The 16,180-nt window shown below is 58.1% G+C and carries 11 protein-coding genes and 1 pseudogene; 7 read left to right on the top strand and 5 right to left on the bottom strand.

Annotated features, from left to right (window positions below):
• Positions 1–2: 2 nt before the first annotated feature.
• From mtr to tnaC, 3 genes are all read right to left on the bottom strand, one after another.
• Complete coding sequence (gene mtr / locus ENTHG_RS15925; protein WP_044181745.1) at positions 3–1,247, bottom strand: tryptophan permease; 1,245 nt, start codon at positions 1,245–1,247, stop codon at positions 3–5.
• Between the two features lie 106 nt (positions 1,248–1,353).
• A complete protein-coding gene (gene tnaA / locus ENTHG_RS15930; protein ID WP_044181748.1) occupies positions 1,354–2,742 on the bottom strand; it encodes a tryptophanase in 1,389 nt (462 codons plus the stop codon).
• Positions 2,743–2,867: 125 nt separating this feature from the next.
• Entirely contained in the window at positions 2,868–2,963 is a 96-nt protein-coding gene (gene tnaC / locus ENTHG_RS15935) for a tryptophanase leader peptide (RefSeq protein WP_044181750.1), read from the bottom strand.
• Between the two features lie 254 nt (positions 2,964–3,217).
• Between tnaC and ENTHG_RS15940 the strand changes: the two genes are divergently transcribed.
• Positions 3,218–4,843, top strand: coding sequence for an N-6 DNA methylase (locus ENTHG_RS15940; RefSeq protein ID WP_044181753.1), 1,626 nt, complete (start codon positions 3,218–3,220; stop codon positions 4,841–4,843).
• 142 nt (positions 4,844–4,985) lie between these two features.
• Here the strand turns inward: ENTHG_RS15940 and ENTHG_RS15945 are convergent, their stop codons facing one another.
• Complete coding sequence (locus ENTHG_RS15945; protein ID WP_044181756.1) at positions 4,986–7,982, bottom strand: Eco57I restriction-modification methylase domain-containing protein; 2,997 nt, start codon at positions 7,980–7,982, stop codon at positions 4,986–4,988.
• A gap of 207 nt (positions 7,983–8,189) precedes the next feature.
• On the opposite strand from ENTHG_RS15945, the gene ENTHG_RS15950 reads away from it, so the two are divergent.
• The 3 genes and pseudogenes from ENTHG_RS15950 to foxA all read left to right on the top strand — a co-directional run bounded on the left by ENTHG_RS15950 (position 8,190) and on the right by foxA (position 12,603).
• Complete coding sequence (locus ENTHG_RS15950; RefSeq protein ID WP_044181758.1) at positions 8,190–9,143, top strand: helix-turn-helix domain-containing protein; 954 nt, start codon at positions 8,190–8,192, stop codon at positions 9,141–9,143.
• 9 nt (positions 9,144–9,152) lie between these two features.
• Positions 9,153–10,322 (top strand): annotated as a pseudogene (metC, locus tag ENTHG_RS15955) (cystathionine beta-lyase).
• A 190-nt stretch (positions 10,323–10,512) separates the two neighbouring features.
• On the top strand, positions 10,513–12,603 hold the full coding sequence (foxA, locus tag ENTHG_RS15960) for a ferrioxamine B receptor FoxA (protein WP_044181761.1): 2,091 nt from the start codon (positions 10,513–10,515) through the stop codon (positions 12,601–12,603).
• A 67-nt stretch (positions 12,604–12,670) separates the two neighbouring features.
• On the opposite strand, the gene ENTHG_RS15965 is transcribed toward foxA, so the two are convergent.
• Positions 12,671–14,089 carry an aminotransferase-like domain-containing protein gene (locus ENTHG_RS15965; protein WP_044181763.1) on the bottom strand — a complete coding sequence of 473 codons (1,419 nt, stop codon included), beginning with the start codon at positions 14,087–14,089 and terminating at the stop codon, positions 12,671–12,673.
• A 176-nt stretch (positions 14,090–14,265) separates the two neighbouring features.
• On the opposite strand from ENTHG_RS15965, the gene ENTHG_RS15970 reads away from it, so the two are divergent.
• The 3 genes from ENTHG_RS15970 to ENTHG_RS15980 all read left to right on the top strand — a co-directional run.
• The gene (locus tag ENTHG_RS15970) at positions 14,266–14,433 is read left to right on the top strand and encodes a YjiS-like domain-containing protein (RefSeq protein WP_044181766.1); all 168 of its coding nucleotides are present in this window, start codon (positions 14,266–14,268) and stop codon (positions 14,431–14,433) included.
• Between the two features lie 78 nt (positions 14,434–14,511).
• On the top strand, positions 14,512–15,114 hold the full coding sequence (locus ENTHG_RS15975) for an ATP-dependent Clp protease proteolytic subunit (RefSeq protein ID WP_044181769.1): 603 nt from the start codon (positions 14,512–14,514) through the stop codon (positions 15,112–15,114).
• Positions 15,115–15,269: 155 nt separating this feature from the next.
• Positions 15,270–16,180: DUF1176 domain-containing protein (locus ENTHG_RS15980; RefSeq protein WP_044181772.1), on the top strand; the 911-nt coding region annotated here is incomplete at its 3' end.

Raw genomic sequence — 16,180 nt, forward strand, 5'->3', positions numbered from 1 at the left:
ATTTACCGGTACACCGGCAGCAGATTAAAGCTCGACAGCACATGAATAATGGCGTTGCCCGCGCCAAAGCAGAGGATCAGCACAATCATCGCCTTGCCGCCCCAGACGCGGTAGCGCGGGCTGCCAAACCGCTTGCGGGAGGCGCTGGCCAGCATCGCGGGCACAATCGCCGCCCAGACCGTTGCCGCCAGGCCGGCAAAACCAATGGCATAAATAAAGCCGTTCGGCCACAGCACGCCCCCCACGATGGGCGGCAGAAACGTCACCAGCGCCGTTTTAAAACGCCCCTGCGGACCGTCGTCGAATTTAAACAGATCCGCCAGGTAATCAAACAGCCCCAGCGTAACCCCTAAAAACGAACTGGCGACCGCGAAGTTCGAGAACACCGTCAGCAGCAGATCCAGCCCGCGGCTGTTCAGCACGCCGCTGAGCGCCTGCACCAGCACGTCGATGTTGCCGCCTTTCCCGGCGATAGCGATAAACGACGGGCGGGGAATATTGCCCATCGTGCCGACCAGCCAGAAGATATAGAGCACCAGCGCCATCAGCGTGCCGAGCAGCAGGCAGCGGCGAATGGTCAGCGGGTCTTTGCCGTAGTACTTCATCAGACTCGGTACGTTGCCGTGGTAGCCGAAAGAGGCCAGGCAAAACGGCAGCGTCATAATGAGATAGGGCAGGTAGCTGGGGCTCACCTCGGCGGTGTTGAACAGCACCGCAGGCTGTACGTGCCAGATAAGGCCGCCAAAGCTCATAAAGAAGGTCAGGATCTTCGCCCCCAGCACGATGGTGGTCATCCGGCTGACCGCCCGGGTGCTTAGCCAGACGATAAACGCCACCACCAGCGCGAACAGCAATCCGCCGAGCCGCGCCGGAAAATCAATATTCATCTGTGAAAAGGTGTGGTGAATAACCGAGCCGCTGGCGGAAATATAGGCATAGGTCAGAATATATAAAACAAACGCCACGGTCAGGCCGTTAATAATATTCCAGTTTTTGCCTAATAAATCTTTAGTAATCGTATCGAAGCTGGCGCCAATATGATAATTAAGGTTCGCCTCCAGAATCATTAACCCGGAATGCAGCATACAAAACCAGGTAAATAGTAAGGCCAGTAAAGACCAGAAAAACCATGAACCCGACATCACAACGGGAAGAGAAAACATGCCTGCGCCGATAATCGTGCCGCCAATTATCATCGCGCCACCGATCAATGAGGGAGCTTTATTTGTTACCGTAAGAGTGGCCATATTAAGTTTCCATAGACGTCATATTTCGCATCGCCCCGATCGGGCAACGTATATTTTCAGGCGTGACATCGGAAAGACGCGCCCGTTGCAGGCGCGTCGTACAGGTTTATTCCACCGGTTTTAAACGCGCGACAAAGTGGCGCAGCACCGGCGGCTCGTAGGTGAAGGTCAGCCCCTTAATGGACGAGGCGCGTTGCTTCACGGCAATCAGCGAGTCGGCGATATAGTCCATATGGTCGTTGGTGTAGACGCGGCGCGGGATAGTCAGGCGCAGCAGCTCCATCGGCGACGGCTTTTGCTGCCCGGTGGCCGGGTCGCGCCCCAGCAGCAGAGAGCCTATCTCCACGCTGCGAATGCCCGCCTCCAGATAAAGTTCGTTGTTCAGGGCATGGGCCGGGAACTGCTCCGCCGGAATATGCGGCAGCAGCAGTTTGGCGTCGACGAAGACCGCGTGGCCGCCGGTCGGGTACTGAATGGGGATCCCCCCTTCGCGCAGGCGCTCGCCCAGATACTCCACCTGCGCAATACGGTAGGTGAGGTAATCTTCGTTGGTGCCTTCCTCAAGGCCAATCGCCAGCGCCTCCATATCGCGCCCCGCCAGCCCGCCGTAGGTGACGAAGCCTTCCATCGGCACGCAGCGAATACGCACCTCGTTAAACAGATCTTCGTCGTCGCGGAAGCAGCACAGGCCGCCGATATTCACCAGCGGGTCTTTCTTGGCGGACATGGTGAGCATATCGCCGTAGGTGTACATCTCGCGGATGATCTCTTTAATGGATTTGTCGCCGTAGCCTTCTTCGCGCTGTTTGATAAACCAGGCGTTCTCGCAGAAGCGGGCCGAGTCGATCACCACCGGGATACGGTGTTTTTTGGCGATCTGGTAGACCTCACGCATGTTGGCGAGGGAAATCGGCTGGCCGCCGGAGCTGTTACAGGTGACGGTGGTGACGATGGCGGCGACGTTTTCCGCGCCGTGTTCGGCGATGGTGGCGTTAAGCTGGTCGATGTCGAAGTTGCCTTTCCAGTCGTACCAGGAGGTGGTGTCGAAGGCTTTCGGCGTCACCACGTTGATTGCCTTCGCCCCGTTCAGCTCGACGTGGGCGGCGGTGGTATCAAAGTGGAAGTTAGAGATAAACACCGGGTTTTTGGATTTGCAGCGGGCAATCAGGCAGGGGAAGAGGATCTGCTCTGCGCCGCGCCCCTGGTGAGTAGGGATAGTAAAGGGGTAGCCGATGATCTCTTTTACTTTGGCGCACAGGTTCTGGTAGTTGCGCGAACCGGCGTAGGCTTCGTCGCCCATCATCAGCCCGGCCCACTGACGGTCGCTCATCGCGCCGGTGCCGGAGTCGGTCAGCAGGTCAATATAGACGTCTTCGCTGTTCAATAAAAAAGGGTTGTATCCGGCTTCGGCCAGCGCTTTGACGCGGTCGTCGTAAGTGGTCATGCGGATGTTTTCAACCATTTTAATGCGGAAAGGTTCAGGGATGCGTTTCATTATAATTTCTCCAAAAGGGTGCCTTGCGACGCAGCGATATTTCCCGGCATAAAAAAAGCGCAAAGGAATATCGTCTGAACGCCGTGTTCAGTTAAATTTTTCGTTAGATGAGAGGCAGCGGAGAATTAACGCGGAAAGTCGTTGGTGATACGCGGATCGAGGTTATACCAGGCGTTGAGGCCGCCCTGTGCGATGAGGCGGTAAATCAATCTGTATTTCATTACAGCGTCCTCTGAGGTGATGGGAGCTATAAAAATAGCGGCAAATAAAAAAATAACCGCGATTAATCTCACAAACGGATTAATAAGAGGATTATTCGCCGCGAAGTATGATGGCGACCACGTTTTATCTTTTATTTATCTCCCTATTAAATAGAGGGGAATGTATCCGTATGCGGCGCGCCCTGCGCCCTTTGCGATTTGCCCTGAAGGCGGTAACCTATGCCGCGCGCAACAGGGCTCTTCAAAGGTAAAGAATGAAATTCAAAGCAGACCAGACCAGTCAGAAACTTCGCGGTGGCTACTATACGCCGCAAAACCTGGCCGACTACGTGACGAAATGGGTGTTAAGCAACCACCCGGCCAGCGTGCTGGAACCGAGCTGCGGTGATGGCGCTTTTATTCAGGCTATCCATAACAATCATGCCGACGCCGCGCTGGCGGTGGAGTGCTTTGAGCTGTTTGACGTTGAGGCGCAAAAGGCGGCGCAGCGCTGCCTTGATCTGGGGCTTGGCAACGCCACCGTCACCGAAGGCGACTATCTGCTGTGGGCCAACAAACAGCTGGCGGAACAACATCAGCTTTATGATGGCGTGCTGGGTAACCCGCCGTTTATCCGCTATCAGTTCCTGGAAAATGAATTTCAGGTGCAGGCGGAGCTGGTGTTTAAGCACCTCAGCCAGAAATTCACCAAACATACCAATGCCTGGGTGCCGTTTTTGCTCTCCGCGCTGGCGCTGCTGAAACCCGGCGGACGGCTGGGGATGGTCATCCCGTCGGAGATTATCCATGTGATGCACGCGCAGTCGCTGCGCAGCTATGCCGGGCAGGTGTGCTCGAAGATCGTCATCATCGATCCGAAGGAGATCTGGTTTGAAGACACCCTCCAGGGGGCGGTGATCATTTTTGCCGAGAAGAAAATCGATCCGGCGCAGGAGACCGAAGGGGTAGGGATCGTCAGCGTTAACGGTTTTGACTTCCTGGCCGAGGATCCCAATACGCTGTTTGCCCGCACGCCGGGAATCAACGGCGAAACCGTGGCCGGTAAGTGGACCAAAGCGGTGCTGGAGCGTGACGAACTGGCGCTGATCCAGGCGCTGGTTGCCCACCCGGCGGTGCACCAGTTTAACGATATCGCCACCGTGGACGTGGGCATCGTCACCGGAGCGAACGAATTTTTCCTTGTCGATAACCAGACCGTGGAACAGTATCAGCTGGCGGAGTATGCCCACCCGATGTTCGGGCGCAGCCAGCACTGCCCCGGCATTCTGTACGACGACAGCCAGCATGCGGAAAACCAACGCAACGGTCTGCCGAGCAATTTCCTCTATATTCCCGACGCGTTCGATAAGCTGCCGTTAAAGGTGAAGGAGTACATTCTTTACGGCCAGTCCCAGGAGCTGCATACCCGCTATAAGTGCCGTATCCGTAAGCCCTGGTATAAGGTGCCGTCGGTTTACAGCACCAGCATTGGTATGCTCAAACGCTGCCACGAAGCGCCGCGCCTGATCCTCAACCAGGCGGAGGCGTATACCACCGATACCGCCTACCGGGTGCGTTCCACCTTCACCAGCAGCGAAAACCTGGTGTGCAGCTTTCTCAACCCGCTTACCGCCATTACCGCCGAGCTGGAAGGGCGCTACTACGGCGGCGGCGTGCTGGAGCTGGTGCCGTCAGAGATTGAGCAGCTTTATATCCCGGTAGTGGAGGGGATGGAGCACGATCTGGCGGCGATCAACGAGCAGGTGAAAGCGGGCAATATCGCCGCGGTGATCCGCAGCCAGGGGGAGAAGATCCTCGCCCGGCTTGGCTTTACCCAGGCCGACAACGATAAGCTGATGCAGATCTGGGAGAAGTTAAAAGATCGGCGCTTGCGGAAGTAGGTTGGGGCCCCCGGATGCGGCAGAATGCCTTATCCGGGCTACGGGCCAGGTAGCCCGGCTAAGCGCAGCGCAGCCGGGAATCCCCGGATGCGGCATAAATGCCTTATCCGGGCTACGGAGTATGCAGCCGCGAACCCCTGCATCACAGCCCCTGATAAAGCGCTTCTACCGCTGGGATTTTTGCGTCCAGCTCGCCTAAATCAAACAGCGCGGCAATCAGCGTATCCATCTGCGCCTGCCAGGCGGCGAACTGCCGCTGCAGCACAATTTTATCCCGCGCCGACGCCCCGGCAATCTGTCCGTAGAGCTGGTTCATCTGCCGTTGCAGTTCGGCAATGGCCGTGTGCCGGGCCACGCTGGCGGGGTCGGTGAAATCGATAACCGGAACGGGCATCCGGGTCTGGATTTTGGTGCCGCGGGCGATAAAGCCGCCGCGGAAAATCTCCCCGTACAGGGTGGCAAACCACTCCAGATGGCGGGAGTTGAGCAACGCCTGAATATAAAAAATAGAGTAGGGGCAGTCGTCGGGCACGTTAATGATGCTGTAGCCTGCCGTCCCGCCGGAGGAGACAAACGTGCGGTGGTTATCAATGGCGTATTTGTACCCTCTGGCGAGTACGCCAACGATGATTTTCTGCGGCACGTCGCAGTTTTCCAGCGCCTGGCTACGCCCGTAGCGATACCACTCGTTGGGGGTGGTCGGGTCCGGTTTGATCGAGCGTTTGCCGTCATCCAGAAACGGCTTCACCACCTGCAAAAAGGCGAACATGTGCGGGTAATGGGCCTTTAAATCGTCATAGTCAATAAAGCGAACCCGCCCGTCCACCTTGCGGTAGGGGTAGAGCACAATGGCGTTCGGCTCCACGTCTTTATAGCTGTAGAAGTTGTCCTCGCCCGACCGCGGAGTCTCAAAATAGGGGCGGGTAAGCGCCTCCTCCACCTGATACTCCACGCCGTTGTAGCAAAACCAGACGTAGCCGTTTTCACGCCTGAGCGGCTTGTGGACATAGTACTCATTGGCGCTGGTCTGAATGCCGTTGGCAATCGCCCCTTTGCCGAGGATCTCCCCAAGCGCCGCTGATTTGCTGAACATACGCTGCAAAATAGCGTTGGTTTCGCTCTCCAGCACCCAGGTATCTGAATCCAGCCTGTCGGCTTCGTGCACGCTTGACAGCGACGAGTTGCCTTCCCGGGTCAGCCACTTTTTAACGTCTTTCACTTCGTAAAAAGTGAAGGTGTCGTGCGGCGCTTTTTGCAGGCACAGCAGGCAGGTATAGGTGGTTTTGTTGAGGAAAACCTGGTGCGAGCCAAACGACACCAGAGTATGCAGATAGCCGCTCTCCGCCAGCAGTTTACGCAGGTTTTTCCCGGCGCCGATTTTCATAAACTTGGAGGGCAGAATATAGCCCAGCCAGCCCGCCTCGTTGAGAAGCTGCATCGCCCGCTCGACGAACAGAAAATATTTATCGAACTGCTTATAAGCCGACTGATAACGCTTTTTATAAAGGGGTAGCTCCGCCGGGGTAAACTGCTTCATGTGTTCGGTGGCCAAATAAGGCGGGTTGCCGACAATGACATCAAAACGCGTTTCTGCCAGCCGCAGCGGGTTGATCTGGCACAGGTTGGCCTGGCTTACGCCGTCGTCCGGCTCCACCAGGCTGTTGCCAAAGAGAATATTTTGGTGAAGTTTTGGCAGGATTGGCGTCTCGCTGCCGATGGTCTCTTTCGACTCCCCCTCCAGCACTTTCAGCAGCAGGCCGAAGGCGCAGGCTTTCACCGCGTTATAGTCTTTGTCGATGCCGTAGATACAGCGGCTGAGCAGCGCTTTTTTAACGGAGAACTTGAGCTTAAAGCTATGGGCGGAAAGCTGCTGTAGCTGCGAGCGGTCATGAACAAGGTAATAGTCGACCAGCGTATCCTGCAGATACTGAAACACCTCCAGCAGAAACGCGCCGGAGCCGCAGGCAATATCGGCGAAGCGGGCGCTGAGGATTTGCTGGTCGCTTTTACCCTGGCAAAACGGTGCCACCGTGTTGCGGATAATCTCTTTGATAATGTGCAGCGGGGTGGTGACGACATCGCGCTCCAGGTGCTCCTCTTTCGGGCGCATTTCCGGCGCGCCGTCAGGCCCGATAACGATCTTTTCACTGAGGAAGATTTCGTAAATGCTGCCCAGAATATCTGAGGAGAAAACCGCGAACGAATAGGTGCTTTGGGGGAAATAGAGCTGGTTGATGATCTCGCGGATTGCCGAGTTCTCATTGCCGATCAGCTCATCGATATACTCCAGCGCAAACAGGCCGGAATCGTATTTTTTGTCGGAAGCCCGCAGGGTTTTTACCAGCGCCGGGTAATCCGCTTTTTGCGCCAGCGACCAGAGGGTTTCATAGGCCTCCAGATCGCGATCTTCGCAGACGCGCAGGAAAACGATGCAGTTAATGTAGTTTTGCGTCAGATCGTTTAACGCTTCGGCGCTCAGATCCGGTTTCAGCGTCAGGAACTCTTTTGCCAGCATTAAGCGCCAGCTATTGATCTGCTTGAGGAACAGATCGTCAACGCTAAAGCGCAGGATCTTGCTCTCGATGGCGGCCCATTCGTTATCGAACTGGCCGGAGTAGACGCTGTCGCGGCCGGTTAAGGCGAGCAGTTCCTCCAGGTTTTCCGCCAGTTCGGTGTAGTGCCAGAGCTTAATGCGCGAATGGCTGGCGGCGTCGTCCTGACTCACCGGGGTGGAACAGTCGTAAATCGCGGTGTATTCAAAGTTGGTCAGCACCGAGATTTTCAGCTTGCCGGTAAAGCCGTAGCGCCTGACCTGGCGCGCCGGTTCCGGGTCGAGGGTGATATCGACGCTCGGTTTTTTCGCCTCGACAAAGAATTTGCGCTCGGAAAAGAGGCGGAACGTGTAGTCGGGCTTCTTCGCGTTTTCCCCCGCCCGCCCTTTTAACCCTTCTTCTACCAGCACTTCGCGCTCGTTGGTTGGCCTGCCCTGGGCATTGATGATATCCCAGCCGAGCAGGGTGAACAGCGGGTCGAGAAAGTCCGTCCTGAGCTGCGTTTCGTTATATTTTTTTGAATGGTAATACGCAAGATCGCCCTGGTATTTCGCCACCAGCTGTTCAAGCTGCGCAAGTTTTGTCATCTGATTTCCCGATTCTGACGTGCGGTAAACCTCCTGCGAGGGTTACATTACGTGGCTAATCATATAATGGTCAGCGGTGAAGACAACTCTCAAAGCTGGCAACACAGCGGTAAAATTGAGAATAATTCTCAATCTTATTGATGCCCTCCAGGGGCGGTGGTAAGGTTGCAAGCCGAACGTTGGATCGACTCGCGATGGCTGCCTGCTATGCAAAAAAGACACTTTTCCGTTGAGGATTTTCTTGGCTTCGGCGAACGCTACGGCATCGATTACCGCTTTCCTGCCCTCGCTGGCTGCCGGGACGCCCGCAAAGAAAAACAGATCGTTATTCAGGGCAATGTGGAAGAGATTTCGCTCTCCTCCGGCCTGAGCCTGACCAGTTCCGATATTCGCGTTCTGCAACCTTATGAAACCACCTCTCTGCACAGCTGCCCGCTCTATATGCTGGTGGTGCTGGAAGGCAGCGTCATGCTACAGGTGAACGGCGACGCGTTTGTGGTGCGCGCCGGTATGGCCTTTACTTCCAGGCTTGGCGAACAGCAGGTGATGAACGCCAGCCATCTTGCCGATTATCACCTGCGCACGCTGTCGCTGGGGGTCGATCCGGGGCGCTGCTGGCAGTCGCCGCTGTTATCGGCGCTGCTCCAGCAGTGGGAGAGCAGCGGCGCGCCGACCTGCCTGTGGCAGGTGCCGGGCTTTTTGCTCTCCGGCCTGCAGCATACCCAGCTTTCCGATGTGTCGGGACTGTCGCGCCAGCTGATGCTGGAGGGCATTATGCTGCAGCTGCTGGGCCACGGCCTGGCGCAGCGGCTGGAGGGGGCCGACGCGCGGCAGAATTGCCCCGGCGGCGAACGGCATCGTCTGGAGAACGTTCGTCGCCTGCTCGAACAGCAGCCGGAAAAAGAATACACTCTGGCAGAACTGGCGCAGCTGGCGGCAATGAGCAGCAGCAGCCTGCGCGTGAAGTTTCGCCAGGCTTACGGCCTGCCGGTGTTTGACTATCTGCGCGACTGCCGCCTTGAACTGGCGCGCCGCTACCTGTCCCAGGGATACAGCGTGCAGCAGGCGGCATGGATGTCCGGCTATCAGCACGCGACTAACTTTTCCACCGCGTTTCGTCGCCGTTACGGCATCGCCCCCAGCGAAGCCCGGCGCGCGTAAGGAAGCAAAATGAAAAAGCAGGTACAACTCGCCACCCGGCTGACCCAGCTTGGCCGCAACGTGAAGGATCAGTACGGGTTCGTCAACGGCCCCATCTACCGGGGTTCCACCGTGGTTTTCGCCAGCGTCGAGGATCTGGAGCACAGCCGGGCGGCTTTCGCCTACGGCACCATGGGCACGCCGACGATTAAAAAATCTGGAAGACGCCTGGACGGAGCTTGCCGGGGCGGCGGGAACGGTGATGTCGCCGTCTGGCCTGGGGGCGATATCGCTGGCGCTGATGTCGACGCTCAAGGCCGGGGATCACCTGTTGATGCCGGATACCGTCTACCGCCCGACCCGTAAGTTTTGCGACCTGACGCTGAAAAAATTTGGCGTTACCACCGAGTATTATGACCCGCTGGTGGGCGAGGGGATCATTGAGCTGATGCGCCCGGAGACGTCGACCCTTTTTCTGGAGTCCCCCGGCTCGCAGACCTTTGAGATCCAGGACGTGCCGCTGATGACCCGGCTGGCCCGCGAGCGCGGCATCAAGACCATTATCGACAACACCTGGGCGACGCCGGTTTTCTTCCAGGCGCACCGCCACGGCTGCGATCTGTCGGTGGAGGCGGGCACCAAGTACCTGAGCGGCCATTCTGATCTGCTGATGGGGCTGGTGAGCGCCAATGCCGAAAGCTGGCCCGCCCTGCGCGCCACCTACGACAGTATGGCTATGCTGCCGGGGGCGAGGACTGCTTCCTTGCCCTGCGCGGGCTGCGCACGCTGCATATTCGCCTGCAGGAGGCGCAAAACCGGGCGCTGAAAATCGCCCGCTGGCTGGCGGAGCAGCCGGAGGTGAAAACCCTGCTGCATCCGGCGTTTGAAAGCTGCCCTGGCCACGCGTTCTGGCAGCGGGATTTCAGCGGTTCGTCCGGGCTGTTCTCGCTGGTGCTCGACCCGGCCTGGGATAAAGCCGCCGTCACGCGGATGCTCGACGGCCTGTCGCTGTTCGGCATGGGCTACTCCTGGGGCGGCTTTGAGAGCCTGATCATTCCGTTCGACTGCACCGATTACCGCACCGCCACCCGCTGGACGCACGCGGGGCAGACCCTGCGCCTGCAAATCGGGCTGGAAGATCCTGACGATCTGATCGCCGACCTGCGCCAGGGGCTGGATCGTTTGCACGCTCCTGCGTAAAGCTGTTTCATCCCGGATACGCTGCGCTTATCCGGGCTACCCCCCAAATACCAGACGCGTAGCCCATCTTTTCCCTTTAGGCACACCTTTTGGCACCGCGCATACGTGAATCGTCACTGCGCATAGCTATTCGCGCGGGCAAAAGGGTAATAATTCTTATTTACAATAATAACGGCTTCAGGAGATTGGGATGTTCGCAAAAACGCGACTGGCATTGATGATTGGCTGCGCAACGGGTGGGTTCAGCGCGCTGGCTCTGGCACAGGAAACCACCAAAGAAGAGACGGTGCTGGTCACCTCGCAGATGCAGAGCGGCGCGACCAAGCTGGAGACCCCGGATATCGAAACCCCGCAGTCGGTCTCCATTGTCACCCGCCAGCAGTATGAAGAGCAGGGCGCGGTCAACGTGCGTCAGGCGGTGAGCTACACGCCCGGCGTTTACAGCAACCAGATTGGCGCGTCAAACCGCTTTGATTACATCGTCCTGCGCGGCTTCTCTGACGGCAGCCTGGACAACATCTACCTCGACGGCCTGAAAATGATGGGCGACTCCAACTCCCACAGCTCGCTGGTGGTGGACCCGTGGTTTTTAGAGAGCATCGAAGTGGTGCGCGGCCCGGCGTCGGTGCTGTATGGCCGCTCTTCCCCCGGCGGGATTGTGGCGCTTAACTCCCGTAAGCCCTCCTTCGACGCCGGTGGCGAGGTCAAAGTCTTCGCCGGAAATAACAACCAGCGCGGCGCGGCGTTTGACGTTACCGGCCCGGCGGACGACAACGACCGCGTCGCCGTGCGCCTGAGCGGCATGACCCGCTACGCCGATTCGCAATTCGACCCGCTGAAAGAGGAGCGCTACGCCCTGATGCCGAGCCTGACCTGGCGCATCACCGACAGTACCCGTCTTGACCTGATGGCCTACCTGCACCGCGATCCGGAAGGCGGCAGCCACTCCGGCCTGCCTTATGAAGGCACGGTGGTCTCCCATGCCGGGCGGAAAATCTCCAACACTTTCTATGAAGGCGAAGATGATTACGACAAGTACGACCGCCGGGAAGATATGGTGGGGTATAACGTCGAACACGCCTTTGACAGCGGCTGGTCGGTGCGCCAGAAGCTGCGCTATCTGCACACCAAAGTGAACCTTAACCAGGTGTACGCCGCAGGCTGGCTGAACGACAGCGAACTGAACCGCGGCTACTCCGGCTCAGACGAGAAGATGAACGCCATCACCCTGGATAACCAGCTGGACGGCAACATCGAAACGGGCGCCGTTAACCACCGCCTGCTGGCCGGGGTGGATTACCAGCGCCGCAACAATCATGTGAAAGGCTATTACGGCGGCTTCCCGCCCATCGACGCTTTTAACCCGGTGTATGGCGCGGGCCCGGACTACATTACCCAGTACAGCGATGAGAAACACAAGCTGGAACAGACCGGTATCTATCTTCAGGATCAGATGTCGCTCAATAACTGGCGCTTCACGCTGGGGGGCCGTCACGACCAGGTCAAGGTCACCAACGATAACAGGCTGAACGACACCAGCGACACGCTGGATAAAGGCCATTTCAGCAGCCGCGCGGCGCTGCTCTACCTGTTTGATAACGGCTTCGCCCCGTATGTCAGCTACTCCACCGCCTTTACGCCGACCAGCTTCACCGATGAGAACGGCAAGATCCTCGAACCGATGAAGGGCAAGCAGTGGGAAGCCGGACTGAAATACGAGCCGGAAGGGATGCAGGCGATGTACAGCGCCTCGGTGTTCCGTATCAACCAGAAAAATATCGCCACCAAAGAGGAGCCGACCGACCCGTACCGTTCCATCGGCGAGATCGAATCCGAAGGGGTGGAACTGGAGGCGGTGGGCCAGCTGACGGATAACCTGCGCCTGCAGGCGGCGTATACCTACACCGATATCCGCTACAAGAAGAGCAGCCCGGAAGAGCAGGGCAAGCGCGCCGTCTACGCGCCGCGTAATCAGGCCAGCGCCTGGCTCAGCTATGACGTGAAAAGCGGCCCGCTTGACGGCCTGACCGTGGGGTCTGGCGTGCGCTACGTTAACGGCATCACCTCCGATCGCCAGAACACCCACACCCTGCCGTCGTACACGCTGGTGGATATGGCCGTGGGCTACGACCTGTCGAAGGTGGGGCTGAAAGGGCTGAGCGCGCAGGTTAACGTCAATAACCTGACGGACAAGAGCTATGTTGCCTCCTGTAACTCGCTCTCGTACTGCTATTTTGGCGCCGAGCGGAGCATTGTCGGCAGCGTGTCGTATTCGTTCTGAGAAGGGTAAAGTCCCGGATGCGGCGTTACGCCTTATCCGGGCTACGGTTCTGGTAGCCTGGAGCGACTCAGCACTCTTCCATCGCAATATGCACCGCTTCGCCTACCTTGCGGATGGCGTCGCGGTAACGCTCGGTCAGCGGCATCGCGCAGTTCACCCGCAGGCAGTTACGGTATTTGCCCGATGCCGAAAAGATCGAGCCGGGGGCGGTCTGGATTTTCAGTCGACTTAGCTGGCGCGAGACGCACAGCAGATCCACCCCTTCCGGCAGCTCAACCCACAGCATAAACCCCCCTTTTGGGCGCGTGACGCAGATTTCAGCCGGAAAATACTGGCGGATCCAGCAGGTGTAGGTTTCGAGATGCTGCTGATAAATCTGGCGCATCCGGCGAATATGACGGTGGTAATGGCCATCACGAATAAACGCCGCCACCGCCATCTGGGTGGTGGGGACGGTGCTGCCGATGGCGGCATATTTCATATGCAGCACCCGGTCACGGTAGCGGCCCGGTACAATCCAGCCCACCCGCAGCCCCGGCGCGACGGACTTGGTAAAGGAACTGCACAGCAGCACGCGGCCATCGATATCATAGGATTTGATGGTGCGCGGGCGCGGATACTCCGTCGCCAGCTCGCCATAAATATCATCTTCGAAAATGACAATGTCGTACCGCTGCGCCAGCGCCAGCACCGCTTTTTTACGCGCCTCCGGCATGATAAAGCCCTGCGGGTTATTGCAGTTGGGCACCAGAATCACCCCTTTAATCGGCCACTGCTCCAGCGCCAGCTCCAGCGCTTCGACGCTGATGCCGGTCTCCGGGTCGGTGGGGATCTCAATCGCCTTGATATCGAACCCGCGCAGCAGCTGCATGGTGCCGTAATAGCAGGGAGACTCGACCGCCACGATATCGCCGGGCTTGCAGACCGAGAGCAGAGCCACCGTCAGCGCGCCGTGGCAGCCGCTGGTGATGATGATATCGTCGACGTCCACCACTGAACCGCCGTCGAGCATCAGCCGGGAGATCTGCTCGCGCAGTTCGCATCGGCCCTGCAGGGCGTCGTAGCTCAGCACATCCTGCTGATTGTGCTGCACCAGCCGCGACATCTCCCGCCACAGCGGCTTTAAGGTGGGCTGGGTGATATCCGGCGCGCCGCCGCCGAAGGTAATGATCTCTTTGTCGCCGCGGGCATCCAGCAGCGTTAGCACCTCATCCCACTGGGTAATCTCTACCGGGCGCTGTACCGGTCGCGTCATTGCGGGCACCGGCGGCTGTGATTTGCGCGGCGCGACAAAATAGCCCGAGCGCGGCTGCGGGGTAATCAACTGGAGATTCTCCAGCACCTGGTAGGCCTGCTGTACGGTGCTGATGCTGACGCCGTGCTCCTGGCTCAGTTTTCTGACCGACGGCAATTTTTCGCCGTGGCGATACAGCCCCTGTTCGATTCGCTGCGCCAGCAGCGTGGCCAGATTTTCATAACGCGTCATGCTGTATCCCTTATTGCCGCCATACAGATTTAAAAACCAGTACAGATAAGCGAAAAAAATGCCGTTCAGATAACGTTGTAGAGGATCTGTATGTTAAAGAAAAGTGATTTCTGAATCTGTATTGCAACACTGAATTCCGGCGAAGATAAGGCTCCACAGACATGAGGAGAGACGCGATGGAATTCTTTGAAAACCGGCCCCGGCGGCCTTTTGTTTTGTTTGTTCACACCTGGCGCTGGCTGGTCAAAAGCTGGGAGCGGCGGCGTACCCGGCAGCTCTTACTTCGCCTGGATGATGCGCAATTGAAAGACCTGGGATTGCGTCGGGATGACCTTGACTATTAATCTGCATAAAAGGCGGGGCTTCCGCCTTTGCAGGGGTAGACTATGCTTAGGGCTATCACAATAACCAGGGGACAGATTATGCATTTCATGGGCAGTAAGGACGACGACAAAAAAGAGGAAGGCGGTAACGTCACGCAGATGATGCAACAGAAGCTGCTGGATTCCCGCTCGATCATTATCTCCGGGGAAATCAACCAGGCGCTGACCGAGAAAGTGGTGACGCAACTGCTGCTGTTGCAAGGGATCAGCGACGCGCCGATCAAGATCTATATCAACAGCCAGGGTGGCCACGTTGAGGCGGCGGACACCATTCACGACATTATTAAGTTCATCAAGCCGGAAGTGCATATCATCGGCACCGGCTGGGTGGCGAGCGCGGGGATCACTATTTTCCTCGCGGCGAAAAAAGAGCACCGTTACGCGCTGCCGAACACCCGCTTTATGATCCACCAGCCGCTTGGCGGCGTGCGCGGGCAGGCGAGCGACATTGAGATCGAAGCCAAAGAGATCATCCGTATGCTGGATCGCGTGAATCGCCTGATCGCCGACGCCACCGGCCAGCCGGTAGAGAAAGTCAAACACGACACCGACCGCAACTACTGGATGAACCCGCAAGAGGCGATTGATTACGGCATCGTCTCCCGCGTGGTGCAGAACTACGGCGATTTGCAGCTGGATTAATCCGCTTCCCCCGGTGCGACCGGGGTTGCCATTCGTAGCCCGGATCAGGCGTAGCCGCATCCGGGTCTCATTTCCCGCCGCTTCGGCAAAATTTCACTTCTCCCTGTGCCGCAAATTCTTCACACTGTCCGCGATGATGATAACGGAGAAACGGCATGACTCTTTCAAAAGCCGCCCTGGTAATAATGGCGACCCTCAGCGCGCCGGTATTGGCGGACGACAGCGCTTCCTTTAGTCACAAAGACTGGGAAGTGGTATGCGATAACACCCTGACCTGCCGCGCGGCGGGCTACAGCAAAGAAGAAGAGGCGAGCGGCTCGGTGCTGCTGGTCCGCAAAGCCGGGGCGGATGCGCCGCTTACCGTCGATGTGGTGCTGGCGGAGATGGAAACCGAAGACAGCGAAGCCCAGCCGACGCTCACCCTGTGGATTAACGACACAGCGCAGGGCGAGCTGGAGCCGGAAGACAGCGATACCTGGCGGCTGTCGGATGCGCAGACTCGTGCGCTGGTGGACGCGGTAAAAGGCAGCGGTAAGGTCGAATTCAAAGGCGGCGCAAAACCGTTCCTGCTCTCCGGCGATGGCGCAACGGCGGTGCTGCTGAAAATGGACGATGTCCAGGGGCGCGTCGGCACGCCTGGCGCGTTGGTAAGGAGAGGCAACAAACCTGAAAGCAGCGTACCGGCAGCAAAACCCGCCCCGGTAATCCAGGCCGCTAAAACCGTGGAAGCGCAGGAGCGGACGTTGAGCGAAGCGGAAGCCGCCGCCCTGAAGCCGAAGCTTATCGCCGCGTTGCCAAAAGATAACAACTGCGAACGGCTGGCCTCACCGGACCCGCAGGCAGAAGAGCCAGACAACGATATCACCGCCACCCCGCTGGATGACGGCCATGTTGTTATCTCCGCCCTCTGCTGGCGCGCGGCCTATAACGAAGGCTACGGCTTCTGGGTTACCGACAGCAAAATGCAGGCGACGCCGGTAATGGTAACCGACTCCGCCTCCGCCTATAGCGACGGCGTTATCTCCCTGGGCCAGCGCGGGCGCGGCATCGGCGACTGCTGGGCCTC

The sequence above is a fragment of the Phytobacter massiliensis JC163 genome, from assembly GCF_000321045.1.
GTDB classification, from domain to species: Bacteria; Pseudomonadota; Gammaproteobacteria; order Enterobacterales; family Enterobacteriaceae; genus Phytobacter_A; species Phytobacter_A massiliensis.